This window comes from Streptomyces sp. NPDC006197, from assembly GCF_040613865.1.
In the GTDB taxonomy this organism is placed as follows: domain Bacteria; phylum Actinomycetota; class Actinomycetes; order Streptomycetales; family Streptomycetaceae; genus Streptomyces.
Map to the genome: position 1 here is coordinate 90,085 of NZ_JBEXSZ010000003.1, position 14,163 is coordinate 104,247.

At 71.7% G+C, this 14,163-nt stretch carries 13 protein-coding genes and 5 pseudogenes; 9 read left to right on the forward strand and 9 right to left on the reverse strand.

Going from position 1 to position 14,163, the window contains the following annotated elements:
* Positions 1-360 precede the first annotated feature (360 nt).
* Both ABZ318_RS01530 and ABZ318_RS01535 read left to right on the forward strand, forming a co-directional pair.
* Entirely contained in the window at positions 361-810 is a 450-nt protein-coding gene (locus ABZ318_RS01530; protein ID WP_356900453.1) for a hypothetical protein, read from the forward strand.
* Positions 807-947, forward strand: a complete 141-nt coding sequence (locus ABZ318_RS01535; protein WP_356900454.1) for a hypothetical protein — start codon at positions 807-809, stop codon at positions 945-947. Before ABZ318_RS01530 ends, ABZ318_RS01535 begins: the two co-directional genes overlap by 4 nt.
* 291 nt (positions 948-1,238) lie before the next feature.
* Here the strand turns inward: ABZ318_RS01535 and ABZ318_RS01540 are convergent, their stop codons facing one another.
* Positions 1,239-2,357 (reverse strand): agmatine deiminase family protein, encoded by a 1,119-nt coding sequence (locus ABZ318_RS01540; RefSeq protein WP_356900455.1) that lies wholly within the window; start codon positions 2,355-2,357, stop codon positions 1,239-1,241.
* 100 nt (positions 2,358-2,457) lie between these two features.
* Entirely contained in the window at positions 2,458-4,023 is a 1,566-nt protein-coding gene (locus tag ABZ318_RS01545) for an APC family permease (protein ID WP_356900456.1), read from the reverse strand.
* Between the two features lie 126 nt (positions 4,024-4,149).
* Here ABZ318_RS01545 and ABZ318_RS01550 point away from each other — a divergent pair, with 126 nt between their 5' ends.
* On the forward strand, positions 4,150-4,779 hold the full coding sequence (locus ABZ318_RS01550; protein WP_356900457.1) for a TetR/AcrR family transcriptional regulator: 630 nt from the start codon (positions 4,150-4,152) through the stop codon (positions 4,777-4,779).
* A gap of 60 nt (positions 4,780-4,839) precedes the next feature.
* On the opposite strand, the pseudogene ABZ318_RS01555 reads toward ABZ318_RS01550, so the two are convergent.
* Together ABZ318_RS01555 and ABZ318_RS01560 are read right to left on the reverse strand one after the other, a co-directional pair.
* Positions 4,840-5,015: pseudogene (locus tag ABZ318_RS01555) on the reverse strand (endonuclease/exonuclease/phosphatase family protein); the annotation flags it as partial.
* Positions 5,016-5,097: 82 nt separating this feature from the next.
* Positions 5,098-5,952 (reverse strand): DMT family transporter, encoded by an 855-nt coding sequence (locus tag ABZ318_RS01560; protein WP_356900458.1) that lies wholly within the window; start codon positions 5,950-5,952, stop codon positions 5,098-5,100.
* A 760-nt stretch (positions 5,953-6,712) separates the two neighbouring features.
* Between ABZ318_RS01560 and ABZ318_RS01565 the strand changes: the two are divergent.
* The 4 genes and pseudogenes from ABZ318_RS01565 to ABZ318_RS01580 all read left to right on the forward strand — a co-directional run.
* Positions 6,713-6,919 (forward strand): annotated as a pseudogene (locus ABZ318_RS01565) (PAS domain-containing protein); the annotation flags it as partial.
* A gap of 136 nt (positions 6,920-7,055) precedes the next feature.
* Positions 7,056-7,343 (forward strand): annotated as a pseudogene (locus ABZ318_RS01570) (GAF domain-containing protein); the annotation flags it as partial.
* A 68-nt stretch (positions 7,344-7,411) separates the two neighbouring features.
* Positions 7,412-7,852 (forward strand): PP2C family serine/threonine-protein phosphatase, encoded by a 441-nt coding sequence (locus ABZ318_RS01575; RefSeq protein WP_356900487.1) that lies wholly within the window; start codon positions 7,412-7,414, stop codon positions 7,850-7,852.
* Entirely contained in the window at positions 7,849-7,995 is a 147-nt protein-coding gene (locus ABZ318_RS01580) for a hypothetical protein (protein ID WP_356900459.1), read from the forward strand. The genes ABZ318_RS01575 and ABZ318_RS01580 overlap by 4 nt, the downstream gene beginning before the upstream one ends.
* A 46-nt stretch (positions 7,996-8,041) precedes the next feature.
* On the opposite strand, the pseudogene ABZ318_RS01585 reads toward ABZ318_RS01580, so the two are convergent.
* A pseudogene (locus ABZ318_RS01585) lies at positions 8,042-8,167 on the reverse strand (IS5/IS1182 family transposase); the annotation flags it as partial.
* Between the two features lie 780 nt (positions 8,168-8,947).
* Here ABZ318_RS01585 and ABZ318_RS01590 point away from each other — a divergent pair.
* A pseudogene (locus ABZ318_RS01590) lies at positions 8,948-9,118 on the forward strand (serine protease); the annotation flags it as partial.
* A 55-nt stretch (positions 9,119-9,173) separates the two neighbouring features.
* Here ABZ318_RS01590 and ABZ318_RS01595 read toward each other — a convergent pair.
* The gene (locus ABZ318_RS01595) at positions 9,174-9,734 is read right to left on the reverse strand and encodes a nucleoside-triphosphatase (RefSeq protein ID WP_356900460.1); all 561 of its coding nucleotides are present in this window, start codon (positions 9,732-9,734) and stop codon (positions 9,174-9,176) included.
* 114 nt (positions 9,735-9,848) lie between these two features.
* Between ABZ318_RS01595 and ABZ318_RS01600 the strand changes: the two genes are divergently transcribed.
* Positions 9,849-10,301, forward strand: a complete 453-nt coding sequence (locus ABZ318_RS01600; RefSeq protein ID WP_356900461.1) for a YbhB/YbcL family Raf kinase inhibitor-like protein — start codon at positions 9,849-9,851, stop codon at positions 10,299-10,301.
* Positions 10,302-10,431: 130 nt separating this feature from the next.
* On the opposite strand, the gene ABZ318_RS01605 is transcribed toward ABZ318_RS01600, so the two are convergent.
* The 3 genes from ABZ318_RS01605 to ABZ318_RS01615 all read right to left on the reverse strand — a co-directional run bounded on the left by ABZ318_RS01605 (position 10,432) and on the right by ABZ318_RS01615 (position 14,152).
* Positions 10,432-11,529, reverse strand: a complete 1,098-nt coding sequence (locus ABZ318_RS01605; RefSeq protein ID WP_356900462.1) for a hypothetical protein — start codon at positions 11,527-11,529, stop codon at positions 10,432-10,434.
* A gap of 397 nt (positions 11,530-11,926) precedes the next feature.
* Entirely contained in the window at positions 11,927-12,778 is an 852-nt protein-coding gene (locus tag ABZ318_RS01610) for a sulfurtransferase (protein ID WP_356900463.1), read from the reverse strand.
* A 21-nt stretch (positions 12,779-12,799) separates the two neighbouring features.
* Positions 12,800-14,152, reverse strand: a complete 1,353-nt coding sequence (locus ABZ318_RS01615) for a rhodanese-like domain-containing protein (RefSeq protein ID WP_356900464.1) — start codon at positions 14,150-14,152, stop codon at positions 12,800-12,802.
* Positions 14,153-14,163 lie beyond the last annotated feature (11 nt).

Below are 14,163 nucleotides of genomic sequence, written 5' to 3' on the forward strand. Positions count from 1 at the left end.
TATGCCTGGCGAGGAGGGGGCGCGGTCGGGGGACGTGTCGGTCGTGTCGATCAGCTGATGTCGTCCCTGGGGCACATCCCGCACCTGGTCCGGCCTCGCCTGATATTGGTCAAGGTCACCATGGCTTCGGCCCCGCACCCGGTGCAGCGGCAGCGCCACTGCGTCTGGCTGTTGCGGTAGGGCTCCCGCAGCGGGCCCGTACACGCTTCCGCTCCCTGCGTCGAGAGGCCCGTGTGCCGTTGGCCGGGGTCGGTTTCCTATCGCACCTCCGGCTCGCGTAGCCGCCGGGCGGGAAGCCGTCGCTTGCGAGTTCCACGCTGTTGAGGGGCCTCAGCTGACGGTGGAGGAGTACGCGAAGCTGTGGCGGCCGAGGCAGCGCAGGAACCGGAATACGTGCGGGGAACGGTCGCCATCCCGTCCCTCGGCTACCTGACGAAAGCGCTGACGATTGCCGAGGCGGACCTGGCGCTGGAGATCGTCATGATGGCGGGGTGCGGGCTGCGCAACGGCGAGGCGCGGGCGGTGAACGTCCACAATGTCGTGGCCCAGGACGTGTACCGGGTGCGTGGGCAGATCCACTCCAACACGCTGAGGCCGGCGAAGCTGAAGCACCGCAAGGTGGGGGAGTTCCATGAGGTTCCTCAGCCGCTCCGGCGCGTCGGGCACGACCCTCCGCGCGGAACGTGCCTGCTGCAGCGTCGCGGCACTCGTCTCACCGATGCGCAGTCCGCAGCCGGGCATCAGCCGCACCAGCAGCTTGCACGGCCCGGGCAGGTTCCGCTCGATCGACTCGATCTGGCGCCAGAGTGAGCGGCTGGATCTTCTTCTTCGCCCTGCGCATCGCCCGCCGCCGACTCGTGCGCGCCCGCTGGCACGGGTTCTTCATCATGTACGAAGCGGGAAAACGAGGCGACGGTACCGCGGGGGAGCGCGGCACCGTGCCGTAGGGAGGGCCTCTGAGGATGTCCGGACAGCCGCGCCGGATCGGGGTTCGACTGACTGGCGGCCCGTGGTCACCGGTGCGCGTCCAGACGTCCGGACGGGAGGCGGAACCCCGTTGGGCCGAAGGGCCGGGGCGTGTCAGCCTTGACGGGCTGACACGCCGATGCGCCAGGCACACGGGCGGGCTTTCGAGGGAAGGCCCCTCGGGAACTGGGGAAACGATGGCGACCGACCCGTCGAACAACGGAATCCTTGCCCGGGGTGCGGGGTCGGCCTTCGCGGGGCGGCTCGGGCGGTCAGCCCAGCACGGGCACGTGCTGGGTGATGCAGTGGATGCCGCCGCCGCCCCAGGCCAGTGTCCGGCACGGGATGCCGGTGACCTCCCGGCCCGGGAAGAGCGTCGCGTACTGCGCGAGGGCGGCCGCGTCGTCGGCCGCGACGTCCGCCGTGGGCACGACCACGCTGCCGCGCGTCAGGTAGTAGTTGGTGTAGCTGAAGGTCTCCACCAGCGCGCCGTTGACCCGGAAGTGGGGCTGCTGGTTCAGCTCCACGATCTGGAAGGGGCGGCCGCACGCGTCCGTGGCGCCCTGCAGCACCGCCTTGTTGGCGGCCATCCGGGCGTGGTTGGGGTCGGCGGGGTCCGGCTGGGTGTGCAGCAGGACTCGGGCCGGTCCGAGGTAGGCGGCGATCAGGTCGACGTGCCCGTTGGTGATCGTGTCGTTGTTGAGCCCGTACGGCAGCCAGATCACCTTGCTCGCCCCGTACGCGGCGAGCAGCGCCGACTCGATCTGGGCGCGGGTCAGGCCGGGGTTGCGGTTCGGGTTGAGTAGACACTCCTCGGTGGTGATGAGCGTGCCCTGCCCGTCGGTGAGGACCGCGCCGCCCTCCAGGACGAGGTCCACGGCCTGGCGCGGCACCGACAGGTGGTCGCACACGCCGACCGGCAGGAAGTCGTCCTTGTCGTAGGGGTACTTGTTGCCCCAGCCGTTGAACCGGAAGTCCAGGCCGGTGAGTCGGGTGCGCTCGGCGTTGCGGGTGAAGACCGGGCCGGTGTCGCGGGCCCAGCAGTCGTTGATCGGGTACTCGATCACGGTGACGGCCGGACCGCACTGCTGGCGGGCGTCCGCGGCGGTACCGGGTTCGGCGACCATCAGGACGGGCTCGAAGCGGGCGATGGCCCGCGCGACGGCGGCGACCTCCGACTGGACGGCCTTCAGGAGGTTGCCCCAGCCGACGTTGCGGTCCCACGGCCAGGCCATGACGCAGCGGGAGTGTGCCTCCCACTCGGCCGGGGCCGCGGACGCGGGCGTGACGGCCGCGGCCGGGCGCGCGGCGGCGGTGCCGAGCGCGGTGCCGGCGGCCGTGGCCAGCGCGGCCGTGCAGAAGGCGCGTCGGGAGGTACGGGGTCGGTCCATGGCGGTGTCCTTTCGCGTACGGGGAACTCGGACCCGAGGACTCGGGCCGAGGGTCTACGGGGTGGGGCGCGGTGCCGCCGGGGCCCGGGGTTCGTCGAACTCAGGCGGAAGAGGACGGGGAGGCGGTGGGGGATTCGGCCGGGGAGTCGGCGGCCGCGGCCGGACCGACGGCGGCCGGATCGCGCAGGCGCTCGTGCGGGCGCTTGACGAGCAGGTAGAGCACACCGCTGCCCAGCACCACAGCGGTCCCGAGCAGCGCGGCCCACACCTGGTACCAGGGCGCGCCGGGCGGCGCGAGGACCGCGCGCGGCCAGCAGACGTTGACCATCTCGAACGCGGTCCACAGCACCGCGAGCGCGTTCAGCACCGTGCCCGTGCGGCCCAGCCTGATGTGCCCCGACGGCACCCACGTCCCGCGCAGCCGGGCGATCAGCGCGGCCAGCGACACCAGGAAGAAGGGCAGGTAGGTGGCCGCGGTGCCGAAGGTGATCAGCGCGCCGATCGCGGTGGCGTTGAGGCCGAGGGCGAGCGCCCCGCCACTGATCAGGGTCGACGCGACGAGCCCGCCGAGCGGCGCCTGCCGCCCGTTGACCCGGCGGACCTGCCGGGAGAACGGGAACACCCCGTCCCTCGACAGTGAGTAAAGGCCGCGGGCCGAACCGCCCTGGGAGGCGACCGCACAGGCCAGGAAGCCGACCAGGACGACCACCACGAACGGCTTGTCCGACCAGCCGCCGAAGGCGTGCACCACGGCGGTCGTCACCGGGTCCACGTCCACGCCCGCCACCACGTCCTCGGGCCGCGGGTGCGCCAGGGCCACGGCCATGGCGTTGAGGATCACCACCGCGCCCACGCTCAGCAGTGCCCACCACATGGCACGCGGCACCTGGCGCCCCGCATCCTTGGTCTCCTCGGCCGTCGACACGCACGCGTCGAAGCCGATGAACGCCCAGCCGGCCACCGCGACCGCCGCCAGGAACCCGAGCACCGTGGAGCCGCCGGACAGCGACTCCGCGCCCAGCGTCCGGGTGAACAGCGCGAAGCTGTGCTCCCGGAAGAACAGCAGCAGGGCGATCCCCACCAGGACCGAGGCGACGGCCTCGGCGGCGATGCCCAGCGAGACGAAGCGGCGCAGCAGGGTGATCCCGTACGCGTTCACCAGCAGGCCGACCAGCAGGATGCCCACCGCCACGGCGACCAGGCCCCCGGGCGTCGGGGTCGCGCCGAACAAGGCGTACACCCAGGGAGCGGCGAGATACGCCACGGTGGTGTTGCCGAACATCACCGCGAACTGCCAGACCCAGCCGCCCAGCCAGCCGAAGGACGGCCCGAGCAGCCGCCGGCCCCACTGGTACGGGCCGCCGGCCAGCGGCCACTGCGCGGTCAGCTCGCCGTACACGCTCACCACCAGGCACTGGCCGACGAGGACCAGGGGCAGTGCCCAGACCCACAGGGGGCCCGCGACCATGGTGCCGACCATCGAGACGGCGTAGAGGGCGACGACCGGCGACACCACGGCGAAGCCCATCGAGATGTTCCCGAGGACGCCGAGGCTGCGCCGCAGCTCCTGGCGGTAGCCGAGCGCCCGCAGGCGCGAGGCGTCCGTGTCCTCCCCGGCGCCGGGGGCGGCCCGCCCGGCGGCGCCCTCGTCCATGGCTTCACTCATGATCTCTCCAACTTAAATCTAACCGCGTTAGGTAAACGGGTGGCTGGAATGTAGCGGCCGCCCCCTGGGCTTGTGAAGCGTTCCTGACAGGTAATGTTCGGGACCCGAGAACGAAGGAGCGCGTCCATGCCCCGGCCCAGTCAGACCCTCCTGAGCCGTGCGATCATCGCCCGCGCGGCCCTGGAACTGCTCGAGGAGCAGGGGGTCGAGGCGCTCAAGATGCGGACCCTCGCCGAACGGCTCGGGGTCAAGGGCGCGTCCCTCTACCACCACGTCCGGTCGAAGGACGACCTACTCGACGCCGCCTCGGAGCTCATCAACGACGAGATCGCCCTCGGGCCGCTGACCGACCCGGGCGGCCCGACCGGTATCACCGCGTACGCCCACGGCTACCGCCGCGTCTACCTGCGCTATCCGCACATGATCCCACTGGTGGCCCGGCACCGCGTCACCTCGGCCAAGGCACTACGCGGCTACGACGCGCTCCTCGACGCCCTGGTGAAGACCGGCTGCACGCCGGCCGGGGCAGCCGAGGCAGCCGCCGCGATCGACAACCTGGTACTCGGCTCCGCCCTGGAGACCTTCACCGCGGGCTTCCACCGCCCGCCCGCCGCCTACCGCCCGGACTTCCCCGCCCTGGCCGACGCCCTCACCGCCGCCGACGCGGCCCCCGGCGCCCTCGCGGGCCTGGACACCCGCGGCTTCGACCTCGGTCTGCGCCTCATCCTCGCGGGCATCGGCCGACACGGCGTCTGACGGCCCGCAAGCCGGACGGCGGTATGAAGACGCGCCTGACGGGGCAGGAACCCGGGCCGGTCAGTACGGCGTGCCCCGGGCCGCCACCAGCAGGTGGTCGCCCCCGGTCCCGGGCAAGATACGGATCCGGCCGACGGTCGCCCCACGAGCCGGCACCCGGTCGATCCGGGCCACCGGGAAGGCCGGAAGCCGAAGGCGAAGCCCCGCTCGGCCGAGGACATCCGCAAGGTCAGCGGCGCGCCCCCCGGTCGGCGGTGCTGCGACCAGAGCCCGACCGGGCCACAGCCGTGCTGTCGTGCGCCCGACCGACGGGCCGGCTCAGGCCGAGGTGACGCCGCTGCGGGCGAGGGCGAACACCCCGGCGACGATCAGCGCGATGCCGGCCAGCTGGGGCAGCAGCCACCAGCCGGTCCGGACGTGCTCCTCGTAGAGCAGGACGCCGAGGGTCAGGCTCACCGTGGCGTCGCCGAGGGTGAGGGCGGGCTGCGAGGCGACGAGGGGGCCGCCTTGCATGGCGTGCTCCAGCAGCAGCACGGCCGCGATCCCGGCCACGCAGAACGCGTAGGTCTGCCAGGACGTCAGGAAGGCGACAAGCCCGTCCCCTCCGAGGATGTGCATGGAGGTCTTCATCAGGGCGGCGGTCAGCGCGTAGCAGATCGCCGTCGCCGCGCCGAGGCAGCCCGCGCGGGCCCGGCCCGACGGCCGTCGCAGCCCCGCCGCCGCCAGCGCCACCACGGCGACGGCGCAGACGACAAGCGCCGGCACCCAGCGGTCCAGCTCGACCCGGGTACGGTTTCCGGCGGGTGAGGCGGCGAGCAGGGCCACGCCGAGCCCGCACACCACGGCGGCGACGGCCGCCCACAGCCGTCCGGACAACTGTTCGCGGGCCATCACCGAAGCAATCAGCAGGGCCAGGGGCAGTTCGAGCACGAACAGCGGTTGTACGAGGGACAGCGCACCCGTCGCCAGGGCCGCTGCCTGCCCCACCCCCGCGACGATCACGGCGAGGATCCCGGCGAGCCAGAGAGGGCGCCGCACCAGGTCCAGGATCAGCCCGGGCCGGAAGGAATCCGATCGGGGGACGGTCAGCGCGGCACGCCGCTGGAGCACGGTGGCCAGAGCGTTGCTGAACGCGGCACACAGCGCGAAGAGGACCGGCAGGACAACGCCCATGACCCCATACTCTCCGGGAGCGGACGCCCCATGGGCGACGACACCGCCGTGGTGTCGCGACGGCACCTCCGCGCGGGTTCGTGGTGACCCGGGGTGTGTGCGCTCCTGGTAGCACCCGGTGCGGTGGGGGGCAGACGTCGTCGTCACCCGATCCCGGGGCGCCCGCCGGTTTCACCACGCGTCCGTGATGTCCGAACCACGGCGCACGGGCAGAATTGTCGTGAGGGTTCCGCTCCGCCGGTGAGCATCGCAGTTCACCCGTCGTCCGTTCCCGGAAAGAGGGCCCGGTGTCCTCGCCTCGACCGTGGGGTCGACCTGAAGACGAGCAGGCTCCCGGGCCCCTCTGGTCGGAGCCCGGGACACAGCTCGAGCACGTCGCCGTGGCCGTGCTCGGCATCGACGAGGAGGGGCTGGTCTGCTACTGGGGGCCCGGTGCGCAGCGGCTCTTCGGCCACGAGGCCGTGGACGTCCTGGCCCGGCCCGCCGACGTCCTCTTTCCCGCCGCGCCCCTCGAAGGTCCCGTGCGGCGGAGCACCTCGCGGAGCGTGGCCGTACGTCGGGTTACTGGCGGGCGCGCGTGCCGACGCTGCACCGGGACGGCAGGGTCTTCGACTGCGGATTCCGCGTCTTCCCGTTGACCGGCGCCGACGGCCGCTCCGTGATCCTCGGGCTGGCGAGCGAGAGTGAGGGGCTCGACCGTGTGAAGACCAACCTCGCCTTTCTCGACGCGCTGTTCGAGACGTGCCCGATCGGCCTGGTGATGCTCGACGAAAACCTGCGCTACGTCCATCTCAACCAGGCCCTCGCGGACATGGACGGGATCCCGATCGAGGACCACATCGGGCGGACCATGGAACAGGTCATGATCTCGTCCGACGGGGGCGAGTTCACGCGCATGCTGCGGACCGCCGCCGACGAGGGCCGGCCCGTCGTGAGCACGATGGTCGCCCTCCGCACACCGGGTCGCCCCGATCTGGATCACGTACGCTCCGTGAGCTTCTTCCCCCTCAACCAGGCCGGCGGTCGTTCCCGAGTTCTGCGACGGCGCCGTGGTGGAGGTCGTGGAGTGGAAGGTCGACCGCGAGGTGTTCGATCCGCATTCGATGCTGTTCACGCGACGGATCGCCGCCGACACGTGTCTGCCGCCACCAGCTCCCGAGCTGGTGGCCGGCCTGACGGACGTGGCCTACCCGCCCGGCCCCACCATCCACGACACGCTCAGGACGGGCCGCTCCGTCTGTGTCCCCGTCGACGAGAACTTCATGACCCGGACGGTCGTCCACCAGGCCCGCGCCCAGCTCCTGATCGGCAGCGGACTGACGTCCCTGGTCATTGCTCCTCTCATCGCGCGGGGCACGGTGCAGGGCATCACCATGTTCGGCCGCTCGGGCATCCGCCCGGTCTTCACCGAGGAGGACCTGAGCCTCGCGGGCGAGCTCTCCTCGCGAGCCCGCTGTGCTTGGACAACGCCCGCCTCTACAGCCGGGTCCAGGACACGGCACTCACCTTCCAGCGCGCGCTGTTGCCGACCGCCCTCGCGAGCAGTCCCTTTGTGCACGTCGCCCACCGCTACCTGCCGGGCAGTCACGCCACCGAGGTCGGCGGTGACTGGTACGACGTCATCGACCTTCCGGGCGGGCGGGTGGCCCTGGTGGTCGGCGACGTGATGGGGCACGGCGTGCCCGCGGCGGCGGCGATGGGCCGACTGCGCATCACGGCCAAGGCGCTGGCCCGCCAGGACCTGGAACCCGACAGCCTCCTCAAGGAGCTCGACGCCTGCGCCCAGGAGGCCGGCATCGCGTACGCGACCTGCCTCTGCATCCGCTACGACCCCATGAGACCCGCGGCGCCGACATCGACAAAGGGACGGCCGCACTGCGCTCGCAACTCGCATGCGTGACGGGCGCGTTGGAGGAGGAGACGGACGCCGTCCTGGCACGTCTGCTGCCCGACGCGCCCACCGACGACGCCGTCATCGTGCTCGCCCGGATCCGCCGTGGATCCCCCGGACTCGGTCCGGGTGGCACGGACCGAAGTCGGTGAGAGCACCAGCTCGGCCAACTGGGTGTTTCATCCCTGGTTCGGTGGATCAGGTGCCTCGCCAGGTGGGTGTGTTTTCTCCGGTGAGGCGGCGGGTCATGAGGCTGATCATCGCGACGCGGATCATGGCTTCGGATCGGGCCGGGAAGGCTTCGTAGTCGCGGGCCAGGCGGCGGCCCGTCGCGAACTGGGTCAGCTGACGGTGGAGGAGTACGCGAAGCAGTGGCGGCCCCGGCAGTGCAGGATGACGGACTACTCCATGGGGGAGCACGTCGACAGCTCGATCAACGTGCACATCGTCCCGCGCCTCGGATCGCGGAAGCTGAACTCGGTCACCCCGATCGTGGTCGAGCGCTTCCTGGACGAGATGGAGAGCGACGGGGTCGGCCGCGGAAATCAGGTGAACATCTTCCGCACCCTCAAGACGATCCTGCGCGACGCCTATGGCAAGGGGGCCATGGTCGATGATCCGGTGAAGGGGGTCCAGGAACCGGAGTACGTTCGGGGAACGGTTGCCATTCCCTCTCTCGGCTACGTGACGAAGGCACTGGCCGTGGCCGATGAGGACCTGGCGCTGAAGATCGTGATGATGGCGGAATGCGGTCTGCGCAATGGTGAGGCGCGGCCCGGGCGGCTGCTTCACCGAGGGCAGGGAGCGACGCCGGGTGAGGAAACTCTTCACGAACCTCCCGCCAGAGGACGGCTCGGAATGTACGGCTTCCGGCACTGCTTCGCCTCGAACTCCCTCGGCAACGGCATCCCCATCACTGACATGGCGGAGTGGATGGGCCATAAGTCCATCGAGGAGACGTGCCGGACCTACCGGCACCTGATGCCGGGCAGCATCACCAAGGCCGCCCGGGTCCTGGACCGGGTGTGGTCCGGATCTTGGTCAAACGGCAGGTGTCACCGGCGCGCCGTGGGCGCCGAGTTCGCGGCGGGCGAGGGAAGGGTTGTGACCTCGTCGGGCCGTCCGCCAGGCGGTGCGGGCGTGAACGCCGCCGCCACCGGAGCGGCGGCAGCCCCGGCCATGGCGTCCGCGCCCCGGGCCACGGTCGTGCTCAGCAACTGCTCCGGCTCCGTCGTGCGCACACCCGGCTCCTTCCCGAGCGACCCCGTGCTCGTCCCGCGTGCGCCACGGTGACCGACTCGGCCACCCCGTAGCTCGCTCACAGTGCGTCTCATCGGTGAGCGGGAGGCCCTTGACGAGTCCCGGGCCCCTGCAGCCGGGCCGCGAGCTCCCCGGGCAGGGCGTCCCGGTTGGCCGGCGTGAGGTGGACAACCTCGATGTCGGTGCGTCGCTTGAGGGCGTCGGTGAACGGGTCGTGGTGTGCGTGGACCGTGGCAACGACGTCGACCTCTGCAGCGAAGAGAGCGTCGACCGCGTCCCGGAACGCAGTACACGCCAGTTCCATCCGCCCCAGCTCGTCGATGAGCACCAGCCGTCCCGCCGACTCCGCCGTCGCCGCCGGCCGCAGCGTCGGCAGCGCCAGTCGCTCCATGACGCCCAGGTCGACGCCGTATTTCCCTACCCGCGGCGGACCGGGCAGGTCGACATGGGCGAGCACCTCACGTCGGCCCGCCAGGGTCTCCAGGGTGAAACCGACCCGGGCGCCGGATTGCCGGATCTCCTCGGTGATGAAGCCGGTGGCCGGGCGGGTGGGCAGCAGCGCGGCCAGCCGGCGGAGGGCGGTTGTCTTGCCCGCGCCAGGGCGGCCCTCGAGCAGGATCCTTGTCGGCACACCGCCATTTTCACCCCGGCCTCCCGGGGCGAGGAGCCGGGTGGGCTCGGCCGAACGGGGGTTTCGGGGCGCGGACCGGTGCCGATGCCGCCGTCCGAGGGTATGGCGGCGCGTGTGAGTGGAATTGAACTCAGCAGTACCGCGTTCGACGACAACGCGGTGATCCCCCGTCGGTACACCGGGGAGGGAGAGAACATCTCGCCGCCCCTGACCTGGTCGGGGGTGCCCCGCGAGGCCACGGAGCTGGTGCTCCTCTGCGAGGACCCGGACGCGCCGGGGACGACCTTCCTGCACTGGCTGGTGACCGGCATCGATCCGGGGACCACCGGGGTGGCGGAGGGACAGAAGCCCCAAGGCGGCCTGCCGTGGCCCAACGGTTTCGGGCGCGTCGGCTGGGGAGGGCCGATGCCTCCACCGGGTCACGGGAAGCACCGCTACTTCTTCCGCCTGTACGCCCTGGCCGAGCCGCTGCCGCTGCACGGCCATCCGGGCGCCGAGGACGTGCACCGCGTCCTGAAGGGCAGGGAGCTGGCGTCGGGCACTCTGGTCGGGACCTATCAGCGCTGAGCGCGCCATCGCCGGTGGTGTCACCGCTCGTCGTAGTGGTCACCTGCCCGTGGGGGAGCGGAACGGGCGCGTCCACCTCGTCCGCGAGCGCAGGCACGACCCGCGATCAGGGAAGCGCAGCGCGCCGGTGTCAGGACGGGGGCCCGGGGTCGGCGTACCGCAGCAGGGCGCCCACGCCCTCGTACAGTCTCAGCTCGCCCTCCGGTACGACGACCAGTTCCGCACCAGTGCCGACGAGGGCCCTGACGAGGGCCTCGTCGGCGGGCTCCTCACGTGGGGCCCGCACGCCGAAGGACGTCAGCTCCGCCTCGGTCAGGGCGAGCTGAGTGGGCTGCGAGCCCGCCCAGAGCCGCAGCGAGGACGAGGGGGTGCGGTTCAGCAGCAGTGCCGCCACTTGACCGCGCTGGAGGGCGGCCACTGTGGCGGCCAGCCCCTCCGCCACGGGTCCGTCCAGAGCACGCCGGCCGATGAAGACGTCCACGAGTTCTCGGTCGTGCGCGGCCATGCGGCCTCGGAAGAGACCGTCGAGCTGCGGCTCCAGCAGGGCGCGTCCGGTATCGGTGGGGGTCCGGCCGCCCACGCGTACGACCTTGTCCCGAAGGGTGTGCGGCAGGCGGCGGACCAGTACGTTGCACGCCCATTCGTCGCCGCCGACGACGACGGCGTCGGCATGGGCGTGCCGCGCCCGTTCGTCCAGCCGACGGCCGAGCCGGAGGGCGGCGCGGTGCCAGGTCGCCACCGCGACCCTGCGGTGCAGCCGCTCACCCGGGGTGACGATGGACACGGGCCAGGTGCCGGTCTCCGCCTCCAGCGTCACCCAGCCGTGGGTCTCGGCGGTCGGCAGGCCACCGTAGTGGACGACCACGGCCATGTAAGGGATCTCCGGAACGTGCTGGGTGACGAGGGGCATCGCGTCCGGCAGGGTGCTGTAGCGCGCGGAGTCGCGCTCGGGTGGCCAGGGAAGTTCCCCGTTCAGGACGAGCATGCCGTGGGCGGCGAAGAGGGTCTGCCCGTGCACCCCGGGCACCTCGGTGTCGGTGCCGACCACCTCCTCCAGTACGTTCAGCAGCCCCCGGTCCGCGCCCTGACGGGACAGGCTCTCGCGCAGCCGCCGCCAGCGCAGCGCGATCGCCCGCTCGGGATGCTCGATGTTCCGGGAGGTGTCCAGGTACACGGAGACGTACGGGCCCGGCTCTGCGTAGAGGGGCTCAAGGAACGACAACCTCATCGCCACTCCTCGTCGATGGTGCCGATGGTCTCCCCACCTTCGATGATGCATGCCCCGACGGGCGACGGAGCCCGAGGAGCGCAGAACGGTGGTGGCACAGCAGCCGCCGATCCCGTCCGGGCACGGTCCCGATCCTGGTCGCGGCCGGCGTGGCATCCGGCCACCACGGCCGCCGCAAGGCGCGCCGCCCTTCGGGCAGGGCAGCGGCCGAAGGACGACTCACGCGTGGCAGTGACGTTTGATCAGGTCAGGCGGGCGCCCGCCCCGCACGGCATGAGCCTCGGCGGGGCGGCCTCCGCTCGGGCAGGCCGACTCCACGGCCCCGCGGCCCCGGTGGTTCGGCCCGGCACCCCTGCTGCGCCGCTGGACCACGCGCGCGGCCGGGGCCCCGTCCACGTCACCCCATCTCGACAGGAGCCCGCACCAACGAGCCGTACTCGGTCCAGGAGCCGTCGTAGTTCCTGACGTCCGGGTAGCCGAGCAGTTCGTGGAGCGCGAACCAGGTGTGCGAGGAGCGCTCCCCGATTCGGCAGTAGGCGATGACCTCACGGTCGGAGGTGATGCCCTTCCCCGCGTAGAGCGCCTTCAGTTCGCCGGCAGACTTGAACGTGCCGTCGTCGTTGGCCGCCTGCGACCAGGGGACATTGGCCGCGCCCGGAATGTGGCCGGGCACCTGCGCCTGCTCCTGCGGCAGGTGAGGGGGCGCCAGCTTCTCGCCCCGGTACTCCTCCGGGGACCGGACGTCGACCATGCGCACCGCGGAACCCACGCTCTCCAGCACTTCGCCGCGCAGCGCGCGGAACTGCGGGTTCTTCTCGCCCGTCACCGTGAAGTCGGTGCGCTCGTGTTCCGTGACCAGCCGCGTCATCCCGCGGCTCTCCAGCTCCCACTTCTTCCGGCCGCCGTCGAGCAGCTTCACCTTGTCGAAGCCGCGCAGCCGCAGGATCCAGTAGGCATACGCGGCGAACCAGTTGTTGTTGCCTCCGTACAGGATCACGGTGGTGTCGTGGTCGACGCCGGCCTCGGCAAGGAGCCGCCCGAGCGCGTCGCGGTCCAGGTAGTCCCGGCCCACGGCGGTGTGCAGGTCCTTGGTCCAGTTCCAGCCCACGGAGCCCGGGATGTGGCCCTGCTCGTACGCGGTGGTGTCCTCGTCCACGTCGATGACGCGCACTGCCGGGTCGTCGACGTGTGCGGCCAGCCACTCGGTGTCCACCAGTGTCTCCGGATGCGCGTAGCCGTTGCCACCCATGGTCTTGTCCTTCCTCCCCCATCACTCATGTGCCATCAGGTCCCGCACGCCACCCCTGACCACCGCCGTCACGGAGATGCCCACCCGATCGAGGAGACTCGCCGCGATGGTGGCCCGGCGGCCGCTCCCGCAGACCGTCCATATCTCCCGGTCCCGGGGCATCTCGCCCAGTTTGCCGGGCAGTTCGGCGAGAGGAACGGCGAGCGTGCCCGGAATTCCGCCCTCGGGGCGCTCCGGGCGTACGTCGAGCGCCCGCCTCTCGGTAGTGTGCCCGGCCAGTTCGGACGCGTCTGCGGTACGGAAGGCACGTAGCGGGCGGCCGGCGGCGGCCCAGGCGTCCGTACCGCCCGACAGATACCCCGCGACGTTCTCGTATCCGATCCGCAGCAGCTGGATCACCGCCTCGTCGGCCGCCTCTTCGGCGGGCTCCGGCAGTACAAGGACCAGGCGCGTACCGAACGGTACGACCTCGCCGACCAGGCTCGCGAAGCGTTCGTCCAGCTCGTCGCAGAGCGAGCCGGGCAGATGGGCGGCGGCGAACGTTCTGCGCTCGCGACCGTCGACGATCTGGGCGCCGCCCCCGACCAGACCTTCCACCATGGCCGGCGTGAGCGGCCGGAGCGCGGGCGGGCCGCCGAGTACGTCCGGCCCGGACCGGTTGATCCCCGCCATGTATCGGTAGTAGGCGGGGTACGGCGGCAGGTCCGCCATCCGCCCGCTGACGAACTCCTCCTCGTCCCGGGCGGTCAGGGCGGGGTTGGTACGCCGCTCGGCGCCCATGACGGTCGTCCTGGCCCCCGACGCCGGCCCGGCCGCGCAGGAGCTGCCCGCTCCGTGCGTCGGCAGAACCCGTGTGGCGTCCGGCAGCAGGGCCAGTCGTCGAAGCGAACGGAACTGCGCCCTTGCGAGCTCCTCCGTGCGGTCCGCGCCGGACAGATCGGTGCGGCCGGCAGAGCCGACGAGGAGGCTGCCTCCGGTGAAGACGGCCGTCGGCGCCTGCCGTATGTCGTCGAAGACGAGATACGAGGTGTGCTCGACGGTGTGCCCGGGCGTCTCCATCGCCCGCACGGTCACGTCGCCGAAGGAGATCTCGTCCTCGTCCGCCAGCCGCAGATGATCGAACGCGTACACGGCGCGGGCCGGGCCCGCCACCGTGGCGCCGGTCGCCGCGCGGACCTCCAGAGCACCGGAGACGTAGTCGTTGTGCACGTGCGTCTCCAGGACGTACCGGATCCGCACGCCCCTGGAGGTGCAGGACTCCATCAGCCCCCAGCTGTCCCGCTGCGGGTCGACCAGCGCGGCCTCGTCGCCGCTGACGAGGAGATAACTGGTGTCACCGAGCGACGCGGTGGTCATGACCTCGATCTCGCTCATACCGTCTCCGA